20 protein-coding genes and 1 tRNA gene are annotated in these 24,819 nt (G+C 59.9%); 9 read left to right on the forward strand and 12 right to left on the reverse strand.

The features are described from left to right. Positions 1 to 84 precede the first annotated feature (84 nt). The 3 genes from FXY94_RS08930 to pepT are packed head-to-tail and all read left to right on the forward strand — an operon-like array spanning position 85 to position 2,707. Positions 85 to 765 (forward strand): hypothetical protein, encoded by a 681-nt coding sequence (locus FXY94_RS08930; RefSeq protein WP_016664707.1) that lies wholly within the window; start codon positions 85 to 87, stop codon positions 763 to 765. A gap of 34 nt (positions 766 to 799) precedes the next feature. Then, positions 800 to 1,426: a hypothetical protein gene (locus tag FXY94_RS08935; protein WP_016664708.1), complete on the forward strand. Its 627-nt coding sequence runs from the start codon at positions 800 to 802 to the stop codon at positions 1,424 to 1,426. A 27-nt stretch (positions 1,427 to 1,453) separates the two neighbouring features. Then, positions 1,454 to 2,707: a peptidase T gene (gene pepT, locus FXY94_RS08940; RefSeq protein WP_016664709.1), complete on the forward strand. Its 1,254-nt coding sequence runs from the start codon at positions 1,454 to 1,456 to the stop codon at positions 2,705 to 2,707. A gap of 79 nt (positions 2,708 to 2,786) precedes the next feature. Here the strand turns inward: pepT and FXY94_RS08945 are convergent, their stop codons facing one another. After that, positions 2,787 to 5,441 (reverse strand): esterase-like activity of phytase family protein, encoded by a 2,655-nt coding sequence (locus FXY94_RS08945; protein WP_016664710.1) that lies wholly within the window; start codon positions 5,439 to 5,441, stop codon positions 2,787 to 2,789. Between the two features lie 193 nt (positions 5,442 to 5,634). After that, positions 5,635 to 7,662, reverse strand: a complete 2,028-nt coding sequence (locus FXY94_RS08950; RefSeq protein WP_016664711.1) for a S9 family peptidase — start codon at positions 7,660 to 7,662, stop codon at positions 5,635 to 5,637. 119 nt (positions 7,663 to 7,781) lie between these two features. On the opposite strand from FXY94_RS08950, the gene FXY94_RS08955 reads away from it, so the two are divergent. After that, entirely contained in the window at positions 7,782 to 8,204 is a 423-nt protein-coding gene (locus tag FXY94_RS08955) for a helix-turn-helix domain-containing protein (protein ID WP_016664712.1), read from the forward strand. 23 nt (positions 8,205 to 8,227) lie between these two features. Here FXY94_RS08955 and FXY94_RS08960 read toward each other — a convergent pair whose 3' ends face one another. Together FXY94_RS08960 and FXY94_RS08965 are read right to left on the reverse strand one after the other, a co-directional pair. Continuing rightward, the gene (locus tag FXY94_RS08960; protein ID WP_016664713.1) at positions 8,228 to 9,592 is read right to left on the reverse strand and encodes a DUF6414 family protein; all 1,365 of its coding nucleotides are present in this window, start codon (positions 9,590 to 9,592) and stop codon (positions 8,228 to 8,230) included. 77 nt (positions 9,593 to 9,669) lie between these two features. Continuing rightward, positions 9,670 to 10,886, reverse strand: a protein-coding gene (locus tag FXY94_RS08965) for an IS3 family transposase (RefSeq protein ID WP_096883315.1) whose coding sequence is annotated in 2 segments (ribosomal slippage) — positions 9,670 to 10,625 and positions 10,625 to 10,886 — 1,218 coding nt in all. Because the reading frame shifts where the segments join, the coding sequence is not laid out codon by codon here. 83 nt (positions 10,887 to 10,969) lie between these two features. Here FXY94_RS08965 and FXY94_RS08970 point away from each other — a divergent pair. From FXY94_RS08970 to FXY94_RS08990, 5 genes are all read left to right on the forward strand, one after another. Next, on the forward strand, positions 10,970 to 11,863 hold the full coding sequence (locus FXY94_RS08970) for a restriction endonuclease subunit S (protein ID WP_016664714.1): 894 nt from the start codon (positions 10,970 to 10,972) through the stop codon (positions 11,861 to 11,863). Further along, positions 11,860 to 14,901, forward strand: coding sequence for a type I restriction endonuclease subunit R (locus FXY94_RS08975; protein WP_016664715.1), 3,042 nt, complete (start codon positions 11,860 to 11,862; stop codon positions 14,899 to 14,901). The genes FXY94_RS08970 and FXY94_RS08975 overlap by 4 nt, the downstream gene beginning before the upstream one ends. After that, entirely contained in the window at positions 14,901 to 17,312 is a 2,412-nt protein-coding gene (locus tag FXY94_RS08980) for an AAA family ATPase (RefSeq protein ID WP_016664716.1), read from the forward strand. Before FXY94_RS08975 ends, FXY94_RS08980 begins: the two co-directional genes overlap by 1 nt. Beyond that, on the forward strand, positions 17,309 to 18,523 hold the full coding sequence (locus FXY94_RS08985) for an ATP-binding protein (protein WP_016664717.1): 1,215 nt from the start codon (positions 17,309 to 17,311) through the stop codon (positions 18,521 to 18,523). Before FXY94_RS08980 ends, FXY94_RS08985 begins: the two co-directional genes overlap by 4 nt. A 41-nt stretch (positions 18,524 to 18,564) precedes the next feature. Continuing rightward, positions 18,565 to 19,781 (forward strand): IS3 family transposase gene (locus tag FXY94_RS08990; RefSeq protein ID WP_096883315.1). Its coding sequence is split into 2 segments (ribosomal slippage): positions 18,565 to 18,826 and positions 18,826 to 19,781, totalling 1,218 coding nucleotides; the frame shifts between segments, so codons are not numbered across the junction. Here the strand turns inward: FXY94_RS08990 and FXY94_RS08995 are convergent. From FXY94_RS08995 to FXY94_RS09030, 8 genes are all read right to left on the reverse strand, one after another. Continuing rightward, on the reverse strand, positions 19,778 to 20,320 hold the full coding sequence (locus FXY94_RS08995; protein ID WP_147594913.1) for a hypothetical protein: 543 nt from the start codon (positions 20,318 to 20,320) through the stop codon (positions 19,778 to 19,780). The genes FXY94_RS08990 and FXY94_RS08995 overlap by 4 nt on opposite strands. 139 nt (positions 20,321 to 20,459) lie before the next feature. Beyond that, positions 20,460 to 20,535 (reverse strand) — tRNA-Ala (locus FXY94_RS09000). A gap of 44 nt (positions 20,536 to 20,579) precedes the next feature. After that, a complete protein-coding gene (locus tag FXY94_RS09005) occupies positions 20,580 to 21,221 on the reverse strand; it encodes a histidine phosphatase family protein (protein WP_016664718.1) in 642 nt (213 codons plus the stop codon). Next, the gene (gene rsfS, locus FXY94_RS09010) at positions 21,221 to 21,610 is read right to left on the reverse strand and encodes a ribosome silencing factor (protein WP_016664719.1); all 390 of its coding nucleotides are present in this window, start codon (positions 21,608 to 21,610) and stop codon (positions 21,221 to 21,223) included. The genes FXY94_RS09005 and rsfS overlap by 1 nt, the downstream gene beginning before the upstream one ends. Next, the gene (locus tag FXY94_RS09015) at positions 21,607 to 22,635 is read right to left on the reverse strand and encodes a hypothetical protein (protein WP_016664720.1); all 1,029 of its coding nucleotides are present in this window, start codon (positions 22,633 to 22,635) and stop codon (positions 21,607 to 21,609) included. Before FXY94_RS09015 ends, rsfS begins: the two co-directional genes overlap by 4 nt. Further along, entirely contained in the window at positions 22,622 to 23,230 is a 609-nt protein-coding gene (gene nadD / locus FXY94_RS09020; RefSeq protein WP_016664721.1) for a nicotinate-nucleotide adenylyltransferase, read from the reverse strand. The genes FXY94_RS09015 and nadD overlap by 14 nt, the downstream gene beginning before the upstream one ends. A gap of 10 nt (positions 23,231 to 23,240) precedes the next feature. Beyond that, the gene (locus FXY94_RS09025) at positions 23,241 to 23,450 is read right to left on the reverse strand and encodes a hypothetical protein (RefSeq protein WP_016664722.1); all 210 of its coding nucleotides are present in this window, start codon (positions 23,448 to 23,450) and stop codon (positions 23,241 to 23,243) included. Positions 23,451 to 23,538: 88 nt separating this feature from the next. Next, positions 23,539 to 24,819: a glutamate-5-semialdehyde dehydrogenase gene (locus FXY94_RS09030; protein WP_016664723.1), complete on the reverse strand. Its 1,281-nt coding sequence runs from the start codon at positions 24,817 to 24,819 to the stop codon at positions 23,539 to 23,541.

Below are 24,819 nucleotides of genomic sequence, written 5' to 3' on the forward strand. Positions count from 1 at the left end.
TAGCCAGTTACCCAGGTAGTGTGTGACGTAACCGACGTTTCCGGCCCCGTTCAAGCGGCGCCACGCGGGTTGAAAGGGAAAGCGATGTCAGCACAGCAACCACCCCAGCAAACGCAGGGCTACCCGCAACCGCCATTGGGGCCCGAGAAGTCGCCCGGAAGGCGGGCAGTCGTCATCTGGTCGTGTATCGCGGCAGCGGGCCTCTTCCTCATTCTTGCGGTGGCGGCAATCGCGGCATTCGTGTTGTGGAATGGATCGAAAGACGAGTCTCCAGCTGCGCCCGCGACGACTCAAACGTCGCCGTCACCGGTACCCTCTGACCCCACCTCCGAGGGCCCCACTTCCCCGCCCGACGAAACTGAATCGCCTACACCTGTCGCACCACCAACGACCAACACGCCCTCCGCACCGACACCGAAGTCTGCTGAAGAAGCGAAGGCGGCACTGCACTCGGCACTGCCGGAGAAAATCGAAAACTGGGTCCTCAAGGATATTGGTGGGGACAAGATCTATAAGGACGGGGATCGTCGGATCAGCTTCCTCGTGATCAGCCTTTCCGAAGACCCTTCCAACCCCTCGGAGGGCCGTGAGGGTGAACAGGTGTTTGAGCGCGGCAGCTGCGGCCTAAATGCCCACAACCCCGAGGCGATCACCTGCCTTATTTTTCCGCGCGCAACGGGAAACACCGCGTATTACATGACATCGAAGTACTCCGATATGGAGGAAATGGTTCGCGTTTCGAAAGCCGTGATCGAGGGTAAGTAGCCCCACGAAGCGCGCGTAAAGACAGGGGGAAACCATGGCTAGCCCGCACAACCTGCAGAATCGGACACGATCGCCGCTGGCGATAGTTTTTGCGGCCTGCGGCTGCCTCATCGCCGCAGTTGTAGCAGTGATCATGATCGCGGTCGCCGCGATCATCATCAATATGCCCAAAGCCGCAAACCCGCCGTCGCCAACGTCTAGTACGTCGACGTCATCGTCTAGTCCGTCGGCGTCGGCCGATGAAACCTCACCCCCACCTGCCTCCCCCACGCCTGGCGTCCCTCAGCCGACGCCAGGCCGTCCGTCAACGAACACGGGAGATAACACCGACGACACCATAAACGCCCGCCTTCCCGACACCGTCGGTGAGTGGAATCTCGCCCACATCGGCACAAGGCCCATCTACGCGCGCGGCGAAAACACCATTTCGATCCTCGTCACCGACATCGCCGACGACAAAGCCACTGCGGAAGATCCCTCGTGGGGGCTCGAAGGTGAGAAGGTTTTCGACCGTGGTGTGTGCGCGCCGCATCCCGATGGCCGCGGAGGCTTCATGTGTTGGGTATGGCCCAAGGACCTCCCCGACACCGTGTTTTCAGTGCAGTCTCGCGATGCGTCGATGGAGGAAATCATTAAGGTCGCGGAGGCCGTCCGAGGCTGACCCCGACTCGTACCGAAAGAACCGCCGATGACAGCAAAGTCAATCCAAGATGCCCTCGCCGAGCGTTTCCTGCGTTACTCGGCGATTTCGAGCCAGTCCGATGCGTCTTCGACAACCGTTCCCACAAGTGAGGGGCAGTGGGAGCTTGCACGTTTGCTCAAGAGCGAACTCGAGCAGGCAGGGGCCGAGGCAATTCACCTCAGCGACACGTGTGTGCTCACCGCCAAGATTCCCGCGAACCTTCCCGGGGATGCCGCGGCCCCCGCGATTGGTTTTTGCACCCACCTCGACACGGTCGATGTGAATCTTTCCCCTGAGGTAAAAGCCCGCGTGATCGAGTACGACGGCGGGGACGTGTGCCTCAGCGAAGCGAACGACGTCTGGCTGCGCGAGAGTGAGCACCCCGAGATCGCTCGTTACAAGGGCGAGAGGATCCTCGTGACGGATGGTACGAGCGTTCTCGGCGCGGACGACAAGGCGGGGGTCACGTCAGTCATGGAGGCAGCGGTGTGTCTGTTGCAGGATCCGACGGTCCCTCACGGCGACGTGTACCTGAGCTTCGTGCCGGACGAAGAGATTGGCCTGCGGGGCGTTCGCACGATGGACCTTGCGCGCTTCCCCGTCGAGTACGCGTTCACGCTCGATTCGTGCGAGCTTGGAGCGGTTGTGGAGTCGACCTTCAACGCGGCGAGCGTAAGAATCGACATCGTTGGTGTTTCCGCTCACCCCATGAACTCCAAGGGAAACATGGTGAACCCGATCCTCATCGCGCACGACATCATCGACCAATTCGATCGGGAGGAGACCCCGGAGTGCACGGAGGGCCGCGAGTCCTACATTTGGGTGAACGCTATCGAGGGGAATCAGACTACGGCGCACATCGGTATCGCTGTGCGGGACCACGACCGTGCGGGCTACAAAGAAAAGAAGCAGCGTATACGCGATATTGCGGCGCGCGTGTCGCAGGCACATCCTCGGGCGAAGGTCACCGTCGACATTGAGGACGTGTACGGCAACATCGAGGATGCGAAAACAGAAGAGAACGCGGTCGCAACCGACAGTATTGTGAAGGCAATGGCACAGCTCGGCATTGAGCCGATCCACCTGTCGATGCGCGGCGGCACGGACGGTTCGTGGCTTTCGCGTCAGGGAATCTTCACGCCGAACTTCTTTACGGGCGCGCATAATTTCCACTCGGTGTTCGAGTTTTTGCCGCTTAACGCCTTTGAGAAGAGTTTCGAGATGGTCAATACGCTCATTCGACAGGCGGCGCAGCAGTGACGCTCACGTTCTGAGCCGTGAAAGGGCCGGCGGCCTCCCCGGGGAGATCGCCGGCCCTCGTGTTCGCGGGAAAGACCGCTTAGCGCTTGCGTACGGAGCGAGCGACGAGCGTTCCGCCAACGCCGAGCAGCACGAGAGCTCCAAGCGCGGTCACGAGGTAGGCGCTGCCTTCAACGCCTGTACGCGGAAGCGGCACGTGGGCCTTCTTCTTCCCTTGACTTGTCCGGCGGGTGGGCTCCTCAGCCTTCGCCGGTGCCTTCGCTGGCGCTTCGACCGGGTTCGACGGCCCATCGGCAGGCGCGGGGGCAGGCTTCTCAGGTGCTTCACCCGCGCCCTCGTCCTCGCCTGTTTCGTCATCGGCGGGATCACCAGGGAGGTCCTCCGACGGCTGCGTGCCTTCATCGGAGGCGACATCGAAGGCGTCACCGACCTTGCCGAGGCGGAGGAAGACCGTCTCGCCAGTTGCGTCATCGAGGCCGTCGTTATCGGTGACGGCGTACATCGAGCCGTCCTTTGCGACGGTGAAGCCTTCGAGCTTCTCCTGGGTCCAGCCGCCAGTTGCACGCAGCTTCGGCAGAACGTCGAGGACCTTGCCCTTATCGAGCGCGATCGGCGCGCCGTTCGCGGCTGCGACTTCGTCTTCGCTGGGAAGCGCTACCTGAACGAGCTGCTTCACCTCGGCGTCGGGGCCGTTGAGCTTATCGCGTTCGATGAGCACGAGGGTATCGCCGACGATGGTGAGCTCAGAAAAGCCCATCCAGTCGCCCTTCGTGTCGGTCGCGGTGAGCTCGACCGTGTACCAGTTCGATGCTTTGGTCGTGGTGTTGTAGCGACCGATGCGTGCGACGTTTCCCTCCTGGGCCTCGAGAGGCTTCGCACTCGGGTCTTTCCACAGCGGGCGTTGGATCGCGACGAAGACCTCTTCTTCGCCCTTCTCGTTGATGCGTGCGTCGATGCCCTCGAGACCCCACTTGCCAATGTGCGCGGAAACGTCCTCGGGAAGTGCGATTTCTTCCTGGATATTGAGGTCGGCATCGGTGCGCACGATGCGGTTTTTGTCGCCCGTCTTGCCTTCGGAGGCAAGCCAGAAGCCGCCGTCTTCGCGCTGGCTGAGCCCCTCGATGTCGAGACCTTCGGCGACTGCGCCATCGCGCTTGACGGCGCGGCGCTCGGTGATGAGAGCAGGTTCTTTCGACGCGTCGATCGTGTAGACATAGGGGACATCGAGTGCCGCGTCAGACGCTGCGTAAAGCGTGGAAGCGTCGGACTTGCTCGCGGCGAGGGAACCGAGCGCCGTCCACGGAACCGCGTGGCCGTCTTCGGATTTCGCAGAGACGATGCTCGGCTGGGCGGTTTCGGGGGCATCGGCACCGAGCTTGTAGAGGTTCACGGCACTGCGCACACGAGCGGAGGCGTCGTCGGTCTCGCTCGAGACGGCGAGAAGATTACGGCCGGGGATGGGCAGAATTCCTTCGGGGCCGTTCGTTGTGAACAGCAACTGCTCGAAGGTGGGTGCGGCCGGGTTCTCCACGTTGTAGACCGCAACGAAGTTGGAGCGCTCCGAGGCGACGAAGGCGTAGCGGACGCCTTCGATTTCAGCCACGGCGAGCCCTTCAATCTCGGGACCCTTTTTGCCAGCGCGCTTTTCGTTGTGCAGACCGTACTTGTTCGCGATTTCCTCGATCGAATTGCCGGCATCCCACACGACGGCGCCCTTGGTGTCGAAGACGGTCCAGCCTCGCGAGCCGCCCTTCCAGTCGCCTTCGTTCGCGGTGGCAACGTGCTCGTCATCGATCCACGCAATCGCGTCGGGTTCGCGCGGAATTCTAGTGAGCGATTCGGTCGGCTGGATATCGCCGTCCTTCTTCACGTCGATGCCGTCGAGGTTCACCGTGCCGGCGGTGAACACGCTCGTGATCTCGTTCGTGTTGAGATCGATAATCGCGACGCCGTTGTTCTCCTGGAGCGTGACGGCGAGCTCGTTCTTCGAGTTGATCGACACGTACTCGGGCTCGAGGTCCTCGGGCGTGTCGAGGCCGGCCTTCTTCACGATGTCGAGAACCTCACCGTTGCTGTCTGTGAAGCGCACGGGGACGGTCGTCCAGGTCGAGGGGTCGCCATCGAGCTTGAGTGTTTGCACGAAGCCCGTAGGCATTTGCGGCAAACCGCCCTCGACGTCCGTGCGTTCTTCATCGCGCTGGTTCTCGATCGCAATTGCGGCAATCGAGCCATCCTTGTTGATAGCGATCGAGTCGGGCTGGCCTTCGAGGTCGATCGAGGCGACCTTTTCTCGCGTGCTGACCTTGAGTACGTCGACGCGTCCCTTCGGATGCTCAAAGTCGCCGCCGGTCTCATCGATCACGACGAGCACGTAATCTCCGGCGACGGCAACCGAGGTGGGCTGGTCATCGGCGTGGCCAAGCTCGGCGAGCGAAACGCTGCCAGCTCCCTTGGGGGCGTTCGGGTCGGTGATGTCGAGGAACCCGATGCGCTTACCTGCAGCGTCGGTGTAGATGAGGGTGTTGCCGTCTTCACTCACGGTCGAAATTTCGGCGACGGTTTCATCCGCGGGATCAACCCCCTCGGGGGCATTCATATACACCGGGTAAGTCGCGGTGCGTGCGAAGGGGCTTTCGACGTTCTCGTCGCCCTCGGCGAGAGCGGGGATAGCAAGGCCGAGGCCGAGCGAGCACACGAGGGCACTTGCCGCGAAGATTGAGGAGGTACGCTTCACGTCTTTGACTTTCTAAGAGATGCAGGATCGTTCACGCGCGCCGGGGAAAATTTCACGCACCCCCATCTTTGCCCCACCCGGTAAACGCACGGTTACGCAGCGGCGAGTGTTGGTTGAATCGCTCCGCTTGCAGCAGGAAAAACGCGGCCCGACGGCACCCTAGGAACCGCCGAGCCGCGCAGCGGGTATCGCGCTAACCGAGCAGGTCTGGGTAGTCGGTCTCTACCCCTTTGACGTGGCGGTCCACGAACGCGAGGACAGTCGAGTACCACGTGAACGCGTTGTTCGGCGTCAGCACCCAGTGATTCTCATTCGGGAAGTAGAGGAACCTGTGAGGGTTCTCCTCGGGGCTCTTGCCCGAGGCCTCAAGCAGCTCGTACCAGAGACGCAGACCCTCTCCGATCGGAACGCGGTAATCCTTATCGCCGTGGATCACGAGCATGGGCGCGACAATCTCCCCCACTGAATCAGCGGGGTTGTATTCGGCCACATGAGCATCATCGATGTGGGCACCCCAGTGCTGGCCAGCGTCGGTCGTGTGGCGGAACTGGTCGATATTCCACAGGGACGCATGCGTGACGATGCAGTCGAAGAAGTCTCCCGTGTGGCCCGCTACCCAGTTCGCCATGTAGCCGCCGTAGGATCCGCCAAGCGCGGCCTTCTTACTTTCGTCAATCTCGGGGCGTTCGAGTGCTGCCTTCGTGGCCCGCATGATGTCGTCGAACGGGCTTCCGCCGAGCTGGTCCCAACCGCGGTCGATCATGCCTTGGCCGTACCCGGTCGAGATGGCGGGGTCGGGAAGGAGCACCGCGTAGCCACGGGCGACGGCCGTCCACGGGTTCCAGCGCCAACTCCAGCTGTTCCACGAGCCGAAGGGGCCACCGTGAATCCACAAAAGAAGCGGCGCAGGGTTTGTTTCACTCGCGTCCTTCGGCATGCACAGCCACGAGCGCACGCTCGTGCCATCCTCGGCTTCAATGCTGAATTCCGTGAGATCGCCGGGCACCTCGGGAGCCTCAAGACGAGCATCGATGCGGCTCACCTCGCGCGTGTCGGGATCGAGACGCACGGGAAGAGGCGGCTGGTCGATGGCGTCCTGAAGCGCCACAAGGGTTCCGCTTCGCTCATCAAGGGCGAGGTGGGAGTAGTGGAACTTCCCTTCGGTGAGGAGCCCGACGGTTCCTTCCTCAGTATCGAGCTTGAAGATTCCGCCGCGGCCTTCATGATCGGCCGTAAAGTAAATGTTTTTGCCACAAGGCGTGATCGCGACACAGCCAATCCAGTCGGAGAAATTCGTCGCCGTCACAGTGCGCTCGCCGGTTTCAAGGTTGTAGATCGAGTACTCGAGCTTCAGCGGCACCGTTCGGCTCACCGCCTGCTCACGGGCAAGGAGGAGGTAATCCCCCGCGGGGCTCACCGCTTCGAGCATGTGATGGATGCCGTCTTCTTCGGCAAGTGTCGTGACGGATCCGGACTCAACGTCGATCTTCACCACGGTACTGAAAGAGTTGATCCCGCGCACCGTGCGATTCAGCGTCGCGTAAATGAAGCGACCGTCGGAACTAATCTGGGCACCCGAGACCCGTTCATGAGGGGCAAAGTGGGTGAGCTGGCGAAGCTCGAGTTGGGCGTCGCCGTCCTCGGTATCGAGCGGCTCGGCAACGAAGATCTGGCTCACGGTAGGGCCAAGGTCGTGATCCCATGCCCGCACGGGATAGCCGGTGTGGAGGATGCCCGTAAATTTCTTGTCTTCGCGCTCTTTCGCGATGCGAGCGTCGTCTTCGGCGTCCTTCGCGTGAGGATGCACCCCGCTCACGAGCGCGATGTGACCGCTTTCGCGCGCAACGCTAAGACCACCAAAGCCCGAGTACCGCTTCGCGACGACGCGGGCCTCTCCCCCGCCGCTCGGAAGAAGAAAGAGGCGCTGTTCGCTGTCGTCATCGCCCGTGTCGCGCTTTGCCGTGAAGAGAATGTCGCCCTCATTGGTGATGCCCGCGAGGGCCTCCCCTTCGAGGCCGCGCGTGAGACGGCGTGGCTTGCGGGTGTCGCCTCCGCCGCACGGAAGCTCCCACAGAGCACTCACATACGCGTTTTTCTTCTGATTGAGTTCGGTGCGTACCGCGATAAGGCGGTCGCCTGCGGGCGAAAGTGCCAGGCCAGAAAAGCGCGGCTCCGCGATGAACTGTGTCAGGTCATGAAAAATTGTTGCTGTCTCAGTCATGGAGCAAGCCTAGCGAGGAAAGCGCACAGTGTGCTGCGCGTCTCACCCAGAGGAAGTCGGCCCGCGACAAACGAAAAACCCCACGCGCTCATACCGGCAACCTGGGGTTTTAGTTCGACGTGGGACTGTTCTCCTCGCATGCAAACGAACTACGGAAGGCACACCATCACCTCTCAACCGAACAAGCCCGCGAGCTTCGGCAGGAGAAGGGACGCCGTAAGTGCACGACGCAGCCGCGACTCTCAGACGAGAAGGCCGGCGAGATCGTCAAAGCCTATGAAGCAGGGAAGACGGTCTACGAGCTCGCCGCCGAGTACGGCTGTCATCGAGTGACGATCAGTGCTGCCCTGAAGCGGCAAGGCGTCGTCCTCCGACGCACTTCACCGACCGCTGAACAGATCGACGAGATGGTTCGCCTCTATGAATCTGGGCTGTCGCTAGCAAGGGTCGGTGAACAGTTCGGTGTGAACGCCAGCACCGTGCTCGCCCAGTTGCGTAAGAAGAACGTACGGACGCGGGACGTGCATGGACGGGTTCGATAGTTTTCGATTCAAGGAATAGCTTACTACCAGTAGATCGCGACGAACTCCACGTCTAGCAGCAATGGCTCATCGCCTTCTTTAGGTTCTGGAGCCGTCGGCGCGGCATGACTGAGCGAGCTTGAGGCCGGGAAGAGCGAGAGCCCGACAGCTTCGCGGGCCGCAGTACGAAGCTCCAGCGCGCGCGCCGAGTCGAGTTCCCCACCGACCAACTCGAGCACGAAACTCGTGATCAACGAGAAGGCGCTCGTTTGATCTGACACGGTCGCTGAACGCGACTTCAGCTCCGCGATGCGTTGAGCGACGGCTTCCTCCTGGTCAGGTTCCAGCGACCAAGAGACTTCACGAAGAAGTGAATCGACGTAGTGCAACAGTGCGGCGGCGAGCTTCGCATCGGGCGCACTCTCGACCGGCTTGGAAGATGCACGGCTGAACGGGACACGTCCAGCAGCATTGATCTGCTCCACGAGATTCGGTGTGACGTCTGTGAACAAGTCAGCAAGTTTTACTGGTGTCCAAGATTCCTGAAGACCGGATTGAGAGATTCGTGCGAGCACGGTGAACTCGGCTTCCGAGAAAAGGACTCGACGTAGATCTTTCCAATAGGCTTCTTGTTCGGTCACCCCAACGATCTCTAGCGGCTGATTCTTGAGCTTGAGCCCTTCGATGAGCTGCTTGTGTGCGACGTACTTGACCTCGTCGATCTCCACAACAACGTAGTCGACTGCGACCGCTCGGATCGGCACCAATCCCGCAAGTAGCCTTTTCAAGATCTTGTTGATCGGCTGAACTTCCTGCAGGGTTGCAAGTCCGCCCTCGGCGGCGAACATTTCTGGATAGTCTTCGGCCATTGACGTGAACTCAGAGACCATCGTGCCGAGGTGAAACACCGGATCAGCGGCGAGCTTTACACGTAGTTCAACCAGTTTTCCGCGGTGCAGTTCTGCTTCAGAGGCAAGCTCGGAGAGCGTGTCAATCTTCTTGAGACTCTCGATGTCTTTTGCGGGGGTACCAACGACAATGGGTTCGATGATTCGGAGTCCATCAATAGAATGCAGGTCGCGAAATCGGGACTGGGCAGTGGCCTTGCGGGACGTCTGGATCGTGCTGCTGTTGTTCGTCTGATAGCGCGAGGTGGTCTCAGCCTTGGCGATCACCCCAGGACTGACACCTGCCGTCGCGTCAATCGATGCTTCGCTACCCTCGCTGGCCTGCTCAGACTTGGAATCCGTCACCTCGCCGTTCTGCGAGGACAAAAGACTTAAGAGACTTACTTCGTCGAGATAGATGAACTCGCGAAGATCTGGGCGTTTCGGATCAGCCGTAGTTTGGTTGGGTACGACGGCGGGCTTCCTGCGAAACAAACGCTGCCACCACGATGCCGCACTCATGCCGCTACCTCCGCCATGACAGATCGACGAGTGGGGTTACCCGCAAATCGTGGACACGTAGTGGAGCTACCTAGTGGTTAGGCAGCTATTTCTTTTCTGCTAGTGATTAGACCAATTTGGTTCTCAAAGTCGACGGGGCTGACCATACCGAGTGCGGAATGTCGGCGTCGACGGTTGTAGACGACTTCAATCCAGTAGGCAACGGCCTTGCGTGCAGCATCACGGGTCGTCCAGCGCTTACGGTCGTAGAACTCGGTTTTAAGCGTCGACCAGAACGACTCAGCCATCGCGTTATCGAAGCACACACCAGTACGCCCCACGGACTGAGCAATGCTCAGGCTGCGGCAAACCTCCCAGAGCTGCTCGCTAGTGAATTGAGCTCCGCGGTCAGCGTGAAACACCAGCCCATCAGGAACGTCACCACGCAACGTGTGCGCCATCCGCAGGGCTCGCTCGACCAGGGAAGTATCTTGAACGCTATCCATAGCCCAGCCCAGCACCCGGCGGGAATGGCCATCGCGGACCGCGCACAAGTACAACCAGCCTTCACCGGTGCGCAAGTAGGTAATATCTGACATCCACACCCGGTTGAGCTCACCAGTATCAAACATGCGCTTGACCAGGTCAGGAAGCGTGGACTTACGCTTAGCTTGAATCGTTGTCACCGGGACAAAGGCCCGCGGTGAAATCCCCTCAATCCCCATCATGCACATCCGTTTAGCCACAGTCTTACGGTTAAGCGCAATGTGGTAGCGCTCGGCAAGTTCTGCGGTGATCCGCGGCGCACCATAAACCTCATCGGAGTCTTTCCAAATCCGGTGAATCTTGCGGTCAACATCATCGTAAAATGCTGCACGATCATCTTCGCCCGATAGTCGCTTCTGCTGCGTATGGGCCCATTTGTAGTATCCAGACCGAGACACTTTTAAAAGCCGTGCCATGCGCTTGATGCTGTAGTTCGCCTTCTCCTGCTGCATCAATTCGAACTTTTCTGCTCGCGTTGCTTCGCAGCGAAGAAGGCTGTCGCTTTTGACAAAAACTCGTTATCCATCTTGGCTTCAGCCAGCTCCCGACGAAGACGAGCATTCTCAGCACGAAGATCAGCCTCGCTCATCCCATCTGATGCTCCTCGGCGCTCACGCTCGAGTTTGACCCACCGGCCTAAAAGCCCGGCGGACACACCAATCTTCTTAGCCACATGAGCAATCGGACGCCGCGACTCTATTACCAGGTTCGCGGCTTCACGCCGATACTCCGGCGTGTACTTCTTGCGCTGTTGACTCACAATGAACATCCTCTCCTACGGACACAAGATCCGCACTAATAGGGTGTCCACTAAACGAGGGTAACCTCAAGATCGCCAGCACCGGCTACTGTGTGCTTCGGCCAGACACCTCCGTCGTTCTCACGAACTTCTTAGCGCACATTCTTGGTGCCGACACCTTCCGTCAATACGTTGAGGCGAACCAGGTCGCGGGTAACTATCCCTCAATCCCCGACAATCGTGTCAGGGCTTATCGAATCCCGGTTCCGCCTCTCGAGGTGCAGCGGGAGATCGTGCGAGTGTTGGATCAGTTCACTCAGCTGGAAGCGGAGCTGGAAGCGGAGCTGGAAGCCCGCCGCACACAGTACGACTATTACGCAGGCGAACTCCTAACGGTGGAGCAGGATGTTCCTCGTGTGAAGTTCGGAGACGTCGCGACGATCGTCCGCGGCGCTTCTCCGCGCCCGATTCAGCAGTTCCTGACCGATGATCCGGACGGTGCGCCGTGGATCAAGATTGGCGATGTCCCGGCGGATGGCAAGTACATCACGCGAACCGGCCAGCGTGTCACCCTCGCTGGCGCAGCGAAATCACGGCGCGTGATGCCTGGTGACTTTGTGCTCTCCAACTCAATGAGCTTCGGACGTCCATACATCTCAAAGATCGAGGGGTATATCCACGACGGTTGGCTTGCGATCAGTGATTTTGGGGACTCCTACGTTGCGGACTACCTCTATTACTTGCTTCGTTCGGCTCCGGTGCAGGAGGAGTTCAAGCGCCGAGCAGGCGCGGGAACAGTCCAGAACTTGAATGCGGATATCGTGCGGTCGGTGGAGATCCCGCTTCCGCCGCGCGAGGTGCAAGAGCGCGTCGTTGCTCTACTCGATCGCTTCGATGCTCTTGTCAACGACCTCAGCGTCGGCCTACCTGCCGAGCTGGCGGCGCGGCGTAAGCAGTACGAGTACTACCGCGACAAGCTGCTCACGTTCGAGGAGGCTGCGGCATGACCAATTTGACTCCACGTAAATATGATCCGATCGCGGTGTCGTCGGAGAGCACGGTTGTTGCTGAGTACATCCCTGACGGGGTGGGTGCTGGCTCGTATCAGTCGGAGGCGGAGCTTGAGCGTGAGCTGATCCGTCTGCTTGACTCTCAGGCGTACGAGTATCTGCCGATCACGTCGGAAACGCAGTTGGTCGCGAACCTTCGTGCACAGCTTGAAGCGCTGAACTCGGTGACGTTCTCGGATGCTGAGTGGGAGCAGTTCTTCTCGGAGCGGATCGCGGGCGCGAACGATGGCATCGTTGAGAAGACGGTGCGGATCCAGGAGGATCACGTTCAGCTGATGAAGCGTGATGACGGTTCGGTGAAGAACATCCTGCTGATCGATAAGCAGAACATTCACAACAACCGTCTGCAGGTGATCAACCAGTACGAGATCGGCCAGGGCGACGGCGGTTCTGCTCGATCAAATCGCTACGACGTAACGGTGCTGGTGAACGGGCTGCCGATGGTGCACATCGAGCTAAAGCGTCGAGGCGTTGATATTCGTGAAGCGTTCAACCAGATCGACCGGTACCAGCGGGACAGTTTCTGGGCAGGCTCTGGGCTCTTCGAGTATGTGCAGTTGTTCGTGATCTCGAATGGCACGTTGACGAAGTATTACTCGAACACCACTCGTCGCCAGCACTTGAGCGAAGCGGCTGGCTCTAAGCGGGTGCGGAAGACGTCGAACTCGTTCGAGTTCACGTCGTGGTGGGCGGATGCGCAGAACAAGCCGATCCAGGATCTGTCGGCGTTTGCCAAGACGTTTTTCGCGAAGCATTCTCTGCTGAACATCCTGACGAAGTACTGCGTGCTCACCGCTGACCGGATGTTGCTGGTGATGCGCCCGTATCAGATCATGGCGACTGAGCGGATTCTGCAGAAGATTGATATCTCTGCGAACTACAAGACCCTCGGCACTGTCGCTGCGGGCGGGTACGTCTGGCACACCACCGGGTCCGGTAAGACCCTGACCTCGTTCAAGGCGGCGCAGCTCGCGTCAAAGCTGCAGAGCGTCGACAAGGTGCTGTTCGTCGTGGACCGTAAGGACCTCGACTATCAGACGATGCGGGAGTACGACCGGTTCGAGAAGGGCGCAGCGAACTCCAACACCTCGACCGCGGTGCTCAAGAAGCAGCTCGAAGATCCGGGCGCACGGATCATCATCACGACGATCCAGAAGCTCTCAACGTTCATCGCTGCGAACAAGAGGCACGCGATCTATGACGGGCACGTCGTGATCATCTTCGACGAGTGTCACCGTTCGCAGTTTGGCGATATGCACACCGCGATCACGAAGGCGTTCAAGCGGTATAACCTGTTTGGTTTCACGGGAACGCCGATCTTCGCGGCGAATTCCGGCAGTGGCGGGAACCCGCAGTTGAAGACCACAGAGCAGGCGTTCGGTGAGAAGCTGCACACCTACACGATCGTCGATGCGATCACCGATAAGAACGTGCTGCCCTTCCGGATCGACTACGTCAATACCATCAAGGTCGGCAACGTCGTCGATAAGCAGGTCTCGGCGATTGACACCGAGAAAGCACTGCTCGCCCCGGAGCGGATCAGCCAGATCGTGAAGTACACGCTCGGGCACTTCGATCAGAAGACCAAGCGTGCCGAGCACTACACGCTCGGGGAGCGCCGCGTGCGTGGCTTTAACGCACTATTTGCCACGGCGTCGATTGATGCCGCACGAACCTACTACAACCACTTCCAGCTTCAACAGGAGGGTCTGCCCTCTGACAAGCGACTGAAGGTCGGTCTGATCTACTCCTATGGTGCAAACGACGCCGTCGAAGATGGTGCGCTTGACGAAGAGGGCTTCGACACCGGCGCGTTGAACATGGATGCGCGCTCGTTCCTGGAGGATGCGATCCAGGACTACAACGACATGTTTGGCACGTCCTTCGACACTTCTGCCGACCGGTTCCAGAACTACTACAAAGACCTCTCGCTCAAGTTGAAGCGGCGCGAGATTGACCTGGTCATTGTCGTGAACATGTTCCTCACCGGCTTCGACGCAACCACGCTGAATACCCTGTTCGTCGATAAGAACCTGCGCGCACACGGGCTGATCCAGGCATACTCGCGCACCAACCGCATCCTGAACTCCGTCAAGACCTACGGCAACATCGTTAGCTTCCGCGACCTCGAAGAAGAGACCAACGACGCGATCGCGCTCTTCGGAAACAAAGACGCCCGCGGTGTTGTACTGCTCAAACCGTACGGCGAGTACTACAACGACTACGCAGAGAAAGCTCATGAACTCCTGACCGACTTCCCTCTCGGCCAGCCGATCATCGGCGAGAGCGCTCAGAAAGAATTCATTGCTCTGTTCGGTGCGATCTTGCGCCTGCAGAACATCCTCACCTCGTTCGACGAGTTCACCGGCAACGCAATCCTCACCGACCGACAGGGCCAGGACTACCGCAGCATCTACCTCGACCTGTATGCGGAGTTCCGCAAGGACAAGGATGCCGATAAGGAGCAGATCAACGACGACGTGGTCTTCGAGATCGAGCTGATCAAGCAGGTTGAGATCAACGTCGATTACATCCTCATGCTCGTCCAGAAGTACCGTGATGAACGCGGCGACGGTGACGACAAAGAGATCCGCGCCGAAATCACCCGCGCCGTGGACGCCAGCCCGACCCTGCGCAACAAGAAAGACCTTATCGAGGACTTTGTCGATTCCCTCTCCGTGGACGGTGAGATCGACCAGGAATGGCGCGCATTCATCGCCGCCAAGCGCGAAGCCGAACTCGACACAATCATCGCCGATGAGAACCTTCGCCCCGACGAGACCCGCGTCTTCGTCGAGACCGCGTTCCGGGACGGTCAGATCCGCACCAGCGGCACAGCAATTACGAAAGTGCTTCCGCCCGTGTCGCGCTTCTCTGCTGATGGCGGACACGGCGAGAAGAAGCAACGCGTGATCCAGAAGCTTGGCGCGTTCTTCGAGCGGTTCTTCGGGCTGAGCGCCCGGGGTGGCGACTGATGCTGAAGCGAATCGAGTGGATGAAGAACTGTGGATTCTTCGAGAATTACCAGTGGGACTCGACGCTGCCCGATTTTGCACGCATCAACGTCATCTATGGCCCGAACGGTACAGGCAAGACCTCGCTGGCAGGGGCCATTGACGGGCTACGAAATGCGGCAGACGCAGAAGGTTTTCGACGTCTCTCTGTGGCAATTGACGACGGTGTAGCACGAACAACCAACGGCAGTGACGATGATCTCTTCGATCGAATCCATGTCTTCAGTGAGCATTACGTTGCACGAAGTCACAACTTCACCGCTGGAAACGCTGATATGCCTGCCGTTCTCACCATCGGAGAGAAACCCGCCGACGCAGAGCGGAAGCTCGAAAAGCTTCGGGAAGAACTGGCGAACAAAACTAAGGAACGCGAACACCAAACGAAGATCGAGCGCGACGCTAACCAGGCCATCGATACTGCATACCGCACCGTGTCCCAGCAGGTCGTCGACGCCGCAAGTAGAGCCGGTGGTCGATGGCACTCGCGTAGCAACTTCAGCGCTGGTACGGTGCGTAACGCCTTCGCAGGATCTCACGCCGCCTGGAGACTACTCACTGAGCAGGAGCTGCAGAACAATATCGGAGTCGTTAACTCCGACAAAGCCGATGCGATACCCAAGAATCAGCTTACGGTTGCCGCACCTGATGGGCTGCGCCAACGCCTGGCGACTGCGCTTTCCACAACCCCAACGACCATCATCCTCGACACGTTGGAAGCCCATCCAGATGCGACGAGTTGGGTCGATGAAGGACGGCATCTCCACGGCGGCGTCGAGACCTGCATCTTCTGTGGCGCTCCGCTTTCTGACGAACGGCGCACCCTCATTGACCAGCACTTCTCTGATGCCGTTCAGCGTCTGCAGTCGGATCTCCACTCCGCGATCACTGACCTTCGAGCAGTAACAACGTCGGTAGACGCTGCGATTGCAGGTCTCCCAAGCAAAGGTCTCTTCTTCGAAGACCTCCGGCCACGCTACGACGAGGCGAACACCGAGGTTCGGACGGAACTGACAGCCCTCAAGTCCTGGGCCACCGAAGTACTTGCAAGAGCCGAGACGAAGCTAAGTAACGTCCTGAGTCCAGTGGATTCGGTCGTTGCTGAGCCACCAACAGTGTCGGCGACGGCAATGCTCGGGCTCAGAACTGAGCACAACGATCGTGTCAGCCAGCACGACCAACTGGTCCAGGCGGCAGCACAGGCAATCGAACTGCACTACCTGAAGGCGTCGGAGTCGAGCGTCAGCGAAAACTCCGCCAAAGCCGCTGCAGCCAAAGCTGAGGGCAAAGCTCTCGACGAGACCATCGCTGACATTCGTTCCAACATCACCTCTCTCGAAACCGTCGACGGTGACCCGATGCCGAGTGCGAAGGTTCTCACTGACGAGGTGACACGACTGCTCGGTCGCAACGAGCTCAAGTTTGAACTGGGAGACGGACGTTATCGAGTCACCCGTGACGGGCAGCCTGCGCAGGGACTCAGTCTCGGCGAGCGAACCGCTATCACGCTGATTCACTTCCTGGAGCAAGTCGCCAAGTTCGACTCGTCCAAGGGGAAGCCCATTGTGATCATCGACGACCCCGTCTCCAGCCTCGATAGCGACATCTTCATGGGGGTCTCCGCTTATATCTGGACCGAAACGATCGTGAAGGATCACGTCGCCCAGCTGTTCCTGCTCACGCATAATTTCGAGCTTTTCCGGCAGTGGGATATCCAGATCGAGGCGCTTCATAGAAGCGGCAAGATGGAGGACGGCCGCAAGTTCAAGGAGGTCTATCCAACCAATTTCTACGAGATTCGCTCACGGCATCTAACGCAAGGCGGCACGACGAAGCGGCGTCCGGCGCTTACAAAGTGGCCTCCCTCAGAGCGTGAACGCAAGATGATTCGTTCGACCTATCATCATGCGTTCATGGCTCTGGCTGATGCGCGGCTCCAGCTCGCCGAAGACGATTCCACGGAGAACCGGCTCAACGCTCAGCTGCTATTTCCAAACGTCATCCGACGAGTGCTCGAGAGCTTCCTCGCCTTCAAACATCCCGAGTGGGTCGGCAATCTCAATAGTGCAATGCGGAAGTCGGCAGACCTGCTGCGAGCAGCGGACTATCAGGGCAACGCGGACGCGCTTCGACTTCGACTCATCAGGTACTCGCACGCGTATTCTCACAGCGAGTCCCCTGCGACAGATATCACTGTTAGTCCGGATGAAGTTGCAACCGCGATTTCTTCGGTTTTTGAATTTATGCGCTGTCTTGACGCCGATCATTTCATTGGCCTGTGCGAGGTGGCGGACATCGATCCGGAGTCCTTGCTTCCACCCACTCCCGAAGATGTCGATGCTGCAAGTAGTCCGGTGGGAGCGTTTGAGGTATGAGTAATCCGATGTTCATCGGTCAGCTATTCAAAACGCTTCGAGTCGATCACGAGGACCAGACAGTTCATTTTCAGACACAGGGCGGTCAGATCGGCCGTGTCTCGAATTTAAACGGAACTGACAAGATCGAACCTGGCGACTTGCTCATCGTTGGGCAAAACGGCTGGGAATTTGCGCCTAGTGATCTCTGGCACGATTCGGGCCAGATCGGTGCGGTGCGACGAGTTATGGATGACGGCTCCATCATTGTTGACAGCGGAGTCGGATTCCAGCGCGTCAAGAATACGCGCAAAGTGATTGTCAAACCCGGCAACATGGTGGAGTACAACGACGCCCAAGGCGTGCTGGAAGTGGTCTCTGAGCGCCCTATCAAAAGCGGGATTATCGGTGACGACACTGAGAACGTTGAGTCCGAGTACCTCCGCGACAACGCAACCGAAGGTCCAACCTTTGAGGACTTTGGCGGATACCCGGACGTAGTGGCTCGGGCCAAAGAGCTTATTGAGACCCAGCTCGAGCGTCGGGAGCAACTCGATAAGATCGGCGCCCGCCCGGTCAAGGGAGTTCTGTTTACGGGGCAGCCTGGCACCGGAAAGACACATCTAGCGCGAATTATTGCCAGGGAGTCCAAAGCAGACTTCTACTTGATCAGCGGCCCGTCGATCATCAGTAAGTGGCTCGGAGACACCGAGGGTACACTTCGAAGGATCTTTGAGGCGGCAACCAAGAGCGAGAGCGGTCGGGCGATCATCTTCTTCGATGAGATCGATAGCATCGCCGAGAAGCGAACTGGCGACTCGCACGAGGCTTCTAAGCGACTGGTCGCCCAACTCCTCACTCTGATGGACGGCTTCGACAACAAGGGCAAGAGCGTGATCGTCATCGCCGCTACAAACCGGGTCGACACACTTGACCCCGCGTTGACTCGACCTGGTCGATTCGATTGGGAGATTGAGTTCGGTCTCCCTTCCCTCGCGGATCGGTATGAGATTCTCAAGGTCGCAGGTGCTCACCTCAAGACCGCGCCGGTTATGCCGTTGGAAGATATTGCCAGGCTCACCCACGGTTGGTCGGCCGCTGAGCTGACGTTCATTTGGACAGAAGCGGCCCTCGTCGCTGCTGGCGACTCCCGAAGTGAGATCGCCCCCGAGGACGTAGCGCAGGCGCTTGAGCGGATCGCTTTGCGGCCTCGTGAGGTTACCCTCGTTTAGTGGACACCCTATTAGTGCGGATCTTGTGTCCGTAGGAGAGGATGTTCATTGTGAGTCAACAGCGCAAGAAGTACACGCCGGAGTATCGGCGTGAAGCCGCGAACCTGGTAATAGAGTCGCGGCGTCCGATTGCTCATGTGGCTAAGAAGATTGGTGTGTCCGCCGGGCTTTTAGGCCGGTGGGTCAAACTCGAGCGTGAGCGCCGAGGAGCATCAGATGGGATGAGCGAGGCTGATCTTCGTGCTGAGAATGCTCGTCTTCGTCGGGAGCTGGCTGAAGCCAAGATGGATAACGAGTTTTTGTCAAAAGCGACAGCCTTCTTCGCTGCGAAGCAACGCGAGCAGAAAAGTTCGAATTGATGCAGCAGGAGAAGGCGAACTACAGCATCAAGCGCATGGCACGGCTTTTAAAAGTGTCTCGGTCTGGATACTACAAATGGGCCCATACGCAGCAGAAGCGACTATCGGGCGAAGATGATCGTGCAGCATTTTACGATGATGTTGACCGCAAGATTCACCGGATTTGGAAAGACTCCGATGAGGTTTATGGTGCGCCGCGGATCACCGCAGAACTTGCCGAGCGCTACCACATTGCGCTTAACCGTAAGACTGTGGCTAAACGGATGTGCATGATGGGGATTGAGGGGATTTCACCGCGGGCCTTTGTCCCGGTGACAACGATTCAAGCTAAGCGTAAGTCCACGCTTCCTGACCTGGTCAAGCGCATGTTTGATACTGGTGAGCTCAACCGGGTGTGGATGTCAGATATTACCTACTTGCGCACCGGTGAAGGCTGGTTGTACTTGTGCGCGGTCCGCGATGGCCATTCCCGCCGGGTGCTGGGCTGGGCTATGGATAGCGTTCAAGATACTTCCCTGGTCGAGCGAGCCCTGCGGATGGCGCACACGTTGCGTGGTGACGTTCCTGATGGGCTGGTGTTTCACGCTGACCGCGGAGCTCAATTCACTAGCGAGCAGCTCTGGGAGGTTTGCCGCAGCCTGAGCATTGCTCAGTCCGTGGGGCGTACTGGTGTGTGCTTCGATAACGCGATGGCTGAGTCGTTCTGGTCGACGCTTAAAACCGAGTTCTACGACCGTAAGCGCTGGACGACCCGTGATGCTGCACGCAAGGCCGTTGCCTACTGGATTGAAGTCGTCTACAACCGTCGACGCCGACATTCCGCACTCGGTATGGTCAGCCCCGTCGACTTTGAGAACCAAATTGGTCTAATCACTAGCAGAAAAGAAATAGCTGCCTAACCACTAGGTAGCTCCACTACGTGTCCACGATTTGCGGGTAACCCCAGGACCTCTACGACCGCATCAGTCTCGCGCCCGAGTTTCGCCGCGGCGTCGAAACACTCCTCCGGCACGGGCTGAAGCAACTTCGCGCTGACACGGAAGCCGAACGTGAACAGCTTGAGAACACGAAGCAGACCATCGAGCGTCGCCAACGCAAGTTCCTCGAAGCCCACTACAACGACGCGATCCCCATCGACATGCTCCGCACCGAGCAGAAACGCCTCGACGCAGAACTCTCTGCCACGACCCGGAGCCTGGACGCCCTCAACGCCGACCTCACCGAGGCCGACGAACTCATCGAGATCGCGCTCGACATCGCCCAGCACGCCGGAAACACCTACCGGCAAGCCCCCGAGCACATCCGCCGCATGTTCAACCAGCTCCTCTTCGACAAACTCCTCGTCACCACCGACGACAACGGCCAGCACCACGTCGAGGCAACCTCCCGGGCACCATTCGACGTCATCTACAGCCCAGACACCCGAGCACTCGTCCATGAGACACGACACGCACAGCACGACGCCACCCCCGACAGCACGGGGCAAACGAAAAAGCCCGCCGAAACCGGCGGGCTCTCCCTGGACGTACTGTCCGATCAGTTCATTGCTCTTGTCGAGGGTTCGAGTAAGAGCATCATGGTGGAGCTAACGGGATTCGAACCCGTGACCTTCTGCATGCCATGCAGACGCGCTACCAACTGCGCCATAGCCCCAATTTTTTGGGCGTCGCCGTAGCGACTCCAGCAATATTACACGCTCATGGGGCGGCAGCGAAATCCGGCGGGAGGTTCAGTGATGTGAGCCTCACCCACCCAGCGCCCTCGCGCGCTCGCCTGACTTCCACGACAGCGCGGTGACAGTTGCCCATACTCGCAAGGCCATAAAAATCGCCTAGACCCGCGCCAATCATCGCGGACAGACCAAGAGAAATCGCGGCGCCGTGCGCGACAACGATGACGGTGCCGGCCTCGTGACGATCACTGAACTCGCGACAGGCTGCATCGAACCGACGCGCGACATCCGCCCTGTGCTCGACTCGAGCCTTCTCGAGCCCGCTCGAGACACCGGCGCGCCACAGCGCAAACTCGAGAGGCCACCCCTTTTCGATCTCCTCGCGGGTCAGCCCCTCCCAGTCGCCAAAGCCGCGTTCGCGCAGGCGAGCGTCGGATGAAACCTCTAACCGGTGAGGCGCCGCGATTGCCTCCGCCGTCGCCATCGCACGCCTGAGCGGTGAGGAGTACACGGTCGTGATGCTCTTATCCCTCGCAAGGGACTCTCCCACCGCACGTGCCTGGGCGAGACCCGACTCGTTGAGGGGGATATCGGAGGCACCTTGAATGCGGCCGGCATAGTTGTAGTCCGTTTGCCCGTGACGCACGAGGATGAGGTGAGAAGCCATTACTTCTCCTGCGCCTCCGCATCGCGGCCGAGGTCAAGATCCAAGTCGATCGCCGGGGCATCGCGCCACAGGCGTTCAAGGGCGTAAAACGCGCGGTCCTCCGCGTGCTGGACGTGCACGACGATGTCGGTGAAGTCGAGGAGGATCCAGCGAGCATCGTTCTCGCCCTCGCGCCGCTTCGGCTTGTAGCCCGCTTTGAACATTTCCTCTTCCACACCATTGACGATCGCGTTCACCTGGCGTTCCGAGTCGCCTGAACACACAACGAACACGTCGGTGATGACGAGCTGCTCAGACACGTCGAGCGCGATCACGTTGCCCGCGAGCTTGTCGGCCGCAGCCTGCCCGGCGATGCGGGCCATGTCAATGGATTCCTGGGTTGCGGTCACGAAGCGAGTCCTCCAGAAAGGTCATAGGGAACGGTCTCGGGAATGGGGGCGATCGCTTTCGCGATGCCGGGGCCAATCACGCCGGTCACGAGAAGCACAACGAGGGTAATCGCGATCGCTGCGACGAGCAACCACGTGATCCACATGCCGATTCCGCCGGAGGTGCGACTCGGCTTGTCGAGCACCGTCCCGTCGAAGCGAGCCGCTGGCTTCGGCTCAGGTGCCTGATCGGCGGGAAGGTCACCAACCTCGAGCCACTCGGAGGCGTCGGAGAGCGGTGTCCCGTCGCTCGTCTCGTATACGGGGGCGGGTTCAGTTTCAGGATCGGCAGGCTTGGGTGCGAGTGCCTCGGAAGCGCTCGGCACCGACGTTTCGGGATCGGCGGGGACCGAGGTCCAGGCCGACGCCTGCCCAGCCTCGGCTGATTCTTGCTCGGTGGGTTCGAGGGCCGGCTCTGCGAGTGCGGTCTCGACGTTTTCGGCCCCGTCGATGGCGTCGCTCGCCTCGGGAGTGTCCGCACCCTCGGCATTGTCGAGCTCTTGAGGATCGAGAGTCGCGGTCGCGTACGCATCAGTCGTGGGTTCGTCAGGGGTTACGACTGCTCGTCCGAAGCGGGCACCGGGCCATGAACCCTTCTTCGTGCCGACGCTAGCCGCGGGAAGATCGTCACTCAGGGGGTCCGAGGTAGCTGCCGAAGCCTCCTGAGGCGCGGTCTTTTCCGCAGCCTTGCCGTCTTCGGTCTCCACGGCCGCGACTGGCTCGGAGGATCCCTGCACTTCAGCCTTGGCCTCCACCGCGGGTTCCACGGGGACATCGGCGCGGCGCTTTGCGCGCTTGCCGGTGTAGTGCTTCAGCTCGGGAAGCTGATCGTCTGCGACCGGAGGGATCACCGCCGTGCGGCGCGCATAAAGCGTGAGATCGCCCGTCACGCCGCGAGTTGCCGACGTGTTGTTCTCGTCTCCGCTCACTGCACGAGCGCGGCGCCCGTGCCGACGACCGGAAAGCTGCGTCTCAGTTCCCGTCATGCTCACTTCCTAGATAGAGCTTGTATTTGTTGATGTATTGCACGACGCCGTCAGGGACGAGGTACCACACCGGTACCCCCCGCTTGACGCGCGTGCGGCAGTCAGTTGACGAAATCGCCATTGCGGGCACCTCGATGAGGGTCACCCCGCTTGGCGGGAGGCCATCGGTGTTGATGTCGTGGCCGGGGCGCGTGACCCCCACGAAGTGCGCGAGGTCAAAAATCTCGCTGTAGTCCTTCCACGTGAGGATGTTCGTGAGAGCGTCCGCACCCGTGATGAAGAACAGGTCGTCGTTCGGCAATTGCGCACGAAGGTCGCGAAGCGTATCGATCGTGTAGGTCTGCCCCGGTCGATCGATATCGACGCGCGAAACCGTAAAGCGCGGGTTCGCAGCCGTTGCCACGACCGTCATGAGGTAACGGTGTTCGGGGTCGGAAATCTCTTTGCCCGACTTCTGCCACGGGCGCCCAGTGGGGACAAAGATCACCTGGTCAAGACCAAAAACCGACTGGACTTCGCTCGCGGCAACGAGGTGGCCGTGATGGATCGGATCAAAAGTCCCCCCCATCACGCCAATCCGGCGCTTTGCGCTCATGTGGAAGGTCTCAGCGGGAGGTGCCGCGGCGGTTCTCGCGCTCAACCTCGGCGACTGTCTTCGCGTTCGAGGACGGTTCCTGGTGGAGACCGCTGAAGAGCGACGTGATCACGAGCAAAAGCATGAGGATCACAAACGCCGCGACGCCGAACACGGCGGGGTGCGGCCCGTGAGCGTGTGCGGCGGCCTCTTCGGCGAGGATCAGAGAATCAGCGTGCATGCCAGACCTTTCGCAATCGTTCATCCCATCGAGGGGCTATGCCATTGTTCCACACATTGCCCCGCGCGCGAGGGTTACGCCGCGAAGCTCACCCCCTCACGTGGCCTTCGCCTCGCACAATCCAGGTGGTACTCGTGAGCTCACGCAGGGCCATGGGTCCGCGCGCGTGCAACTTTTGCGTGGAGATCCCGATCTCCGCGCCGAAACCAAATTCGCCCCCGTCGCTAAAGCGCGTCGAGGCATTGACCATGATGACAGCGGAGTCGAGTCCCGCGATAAAGGCCCGTTCACTCTCAATCGAGGCGGTGAGGATTGATTCGGTATGCCCGCTCGTGTGAAGACGGATGTGCTCCACCGCTTCGTGCACATCGGCAACAACTTTGATAGCGAGGTCCAGCGATAGGTACTCGGTGAAGAAATCTTCCTCTCGAGCTTCCACGACGCGCGCGGGCCCGCCGTGGAGCACCGCATAGGAGCGGGGATCCGCGTGCAGCACCACGTTTTTCGGGGCGAGCGCCTCAGCTAGACGCGGAAGGAAATCCTGGGCGATGCGTTCGTGGACGAGGATGTTTTCGAGCGCATTGCAGACTCCCACGCGCTGGGTTTTCGCATTCACCACGATGTCAATCGCGCGGTCAAGATCCGCGCTTTCATCGACAAAAATGTGCGTGTTGCCCGTGCCGGTCTCGATCGTCGGCACAAGGCTCTCCTCGACAACGCGGGAGATGAGGCCCGCCCCGCCGCGAGGGATGAGGACATCAACGAGACCCCGAGCGCGCATGAGGGCACTGACGCCCTCACGCCCGAGGTCATCGAGGGAGGCCACGAGTTCCGCGGGAAACCCTTCGCCCGTGAGCGCGGTCCGGATCGACTCCACCAGGGCTCGATTCGTGGACGATGCGGCGCTTCCTCCCCGAAGGATGACGGCATTGCCCGACTTGAGTGCGAGGGCTGCCGCGTCAACGGTGACGTTGGGCCTGGCCTCGTAGATCATGCCGATCACCCCGAGCGGGACGCGGACTTCGGTGAGCGAAAGCCCGTTCTCGAGCACCCCGCCGCGCACAACCTCGCCGACCGGATCGGCAAGGGCGGTAGTCGCGCGCACCTGAGCGGTAATCGCCTGCATGCGAGACGGGTTCAACGCGAGGCGATCTCTCAAACCCGGATCAATCCCGCTCTCATCCGCACGGGCTAGATCCTCGGCATTCGCCTCGAGGATTCGAGCGCAATCCGCGTCAAGCTTCGCGGCGATCGCGCGCAGAAGGGAATCCTTTCGCGCGCGATTCTCGCGTGCAATCGTGCGTTGGGCGCGCTTGGCGCGCGCAGCAATGGCGTGGACCCTCTCGGTCACCGTGGACTGCTCATTCAT

It is taken from the genome of Dermabacter jinjuensis, from assembly GCF_902381725.1.
Lineage (GTDB): Bacteria > Actinomycetota > Actinomycetes > Actinomycetales > Dermabacteraceae > Dermabacter > Dermabacter hominis.

Bases quoted from the DNA above. Each gene is read 5' to 3' on its own strand.
- FXY94_RS08960 (WP_016664713.1), bottom strand. From the start codon at position 9,592: ATGAGTGCGGCATCGTGGTGGCAGCGTTTGTTTCGCAGGAAGCCCGCC.
- FXY94_RS09030 (WP_016664723.1), bottom strand. From the start codon at position 24,819: ATGAATGAGCAGTCCACGGTGACCGAGAGGGTCCACGCCATTGCTGCG.
- nadD (WP_016664721.1), bottom strand. From the start codon at position 23,230: ATGAGCGCAAAGCGCCGGATTGGCGTGATGGGGGGGACTTTTGATCCG.
- FXY94_RS08935 (WP_016664708.1), top strand. From the start codon at position 800: ATGGCTAGCCCGCACAACCTGCAGAATCGGACACGATCGCCGCTGGCG.
- FXY94_RS08980 (WP_016664716.1), top strand. From the start codon at position 14,901: ATGCTGAAGCGAATCGAGTGGATGAAGAACTGTGGATTCTTCGAGAAT.
- FXY94_RS08995 (WP_147594913.1), bottom strand. From the start codon at position 20,320: ATGGACGAGTGCTCGGGTGTCTGGGCTGTAGATGACGTCGAATGGTGC.
- FXY94_RS08950 (WP_016664711.1), bottom strand. From the start codon at position 7,662: ATGACTGAGACAGCAACAATTTTTCATGACCTGACACAGTTCATCGCG.
- FXY94_RS08930 (WP_016664707.1), top strand. From the start codon at position 85: ATGTCAGCACAGCAACCACCCCAGCAAACGCAGGGCTACCCGCAACCG.
- FXY94_RS09015 (WP_016664720.1), bottom strand. From the start codon at position 22,635: ATGACGGGAACTGAGACGCAGCTTTCCGGTCGTCGGCACGGGCGCCGC.
- pepT (WP_016664709.1), top strand. From the start codon at position 1,454: ATGACAGCAAAGTCAATCCAAGATGCCCTCGCCGAGCGTTTCCTGCGT.
- FXY94_RS09005 (WP_016664718.1), bottom strand. From the start codon at position 21,221: ATGGCTTCTCACCTCATCCTCGTGCGTCACGGGCAAACGGACTACAAC.
- FXY94_RS08985 (WP_016664717.1), top strand. From the start codon at position 17,309: ATGAGTAATCCGATGTTCATCGGTCAGCTATTCAAAACGCTTCGAGTC.
- FXY94_RS08975 (WP_016664715.1), top strand. From the start codon at position 11,860: ATGACCAATTTGACTCCACGTAAATATGATCCGATCGCGGTGTCGTCG.
- FXY94_RS09025 (WP_016664722.1), bottom strand. From the start codon at position 23,450: ATGCACGCTGATTCTCTGATCCTCGCCGAAGAGGCCGCCGCACACGCT.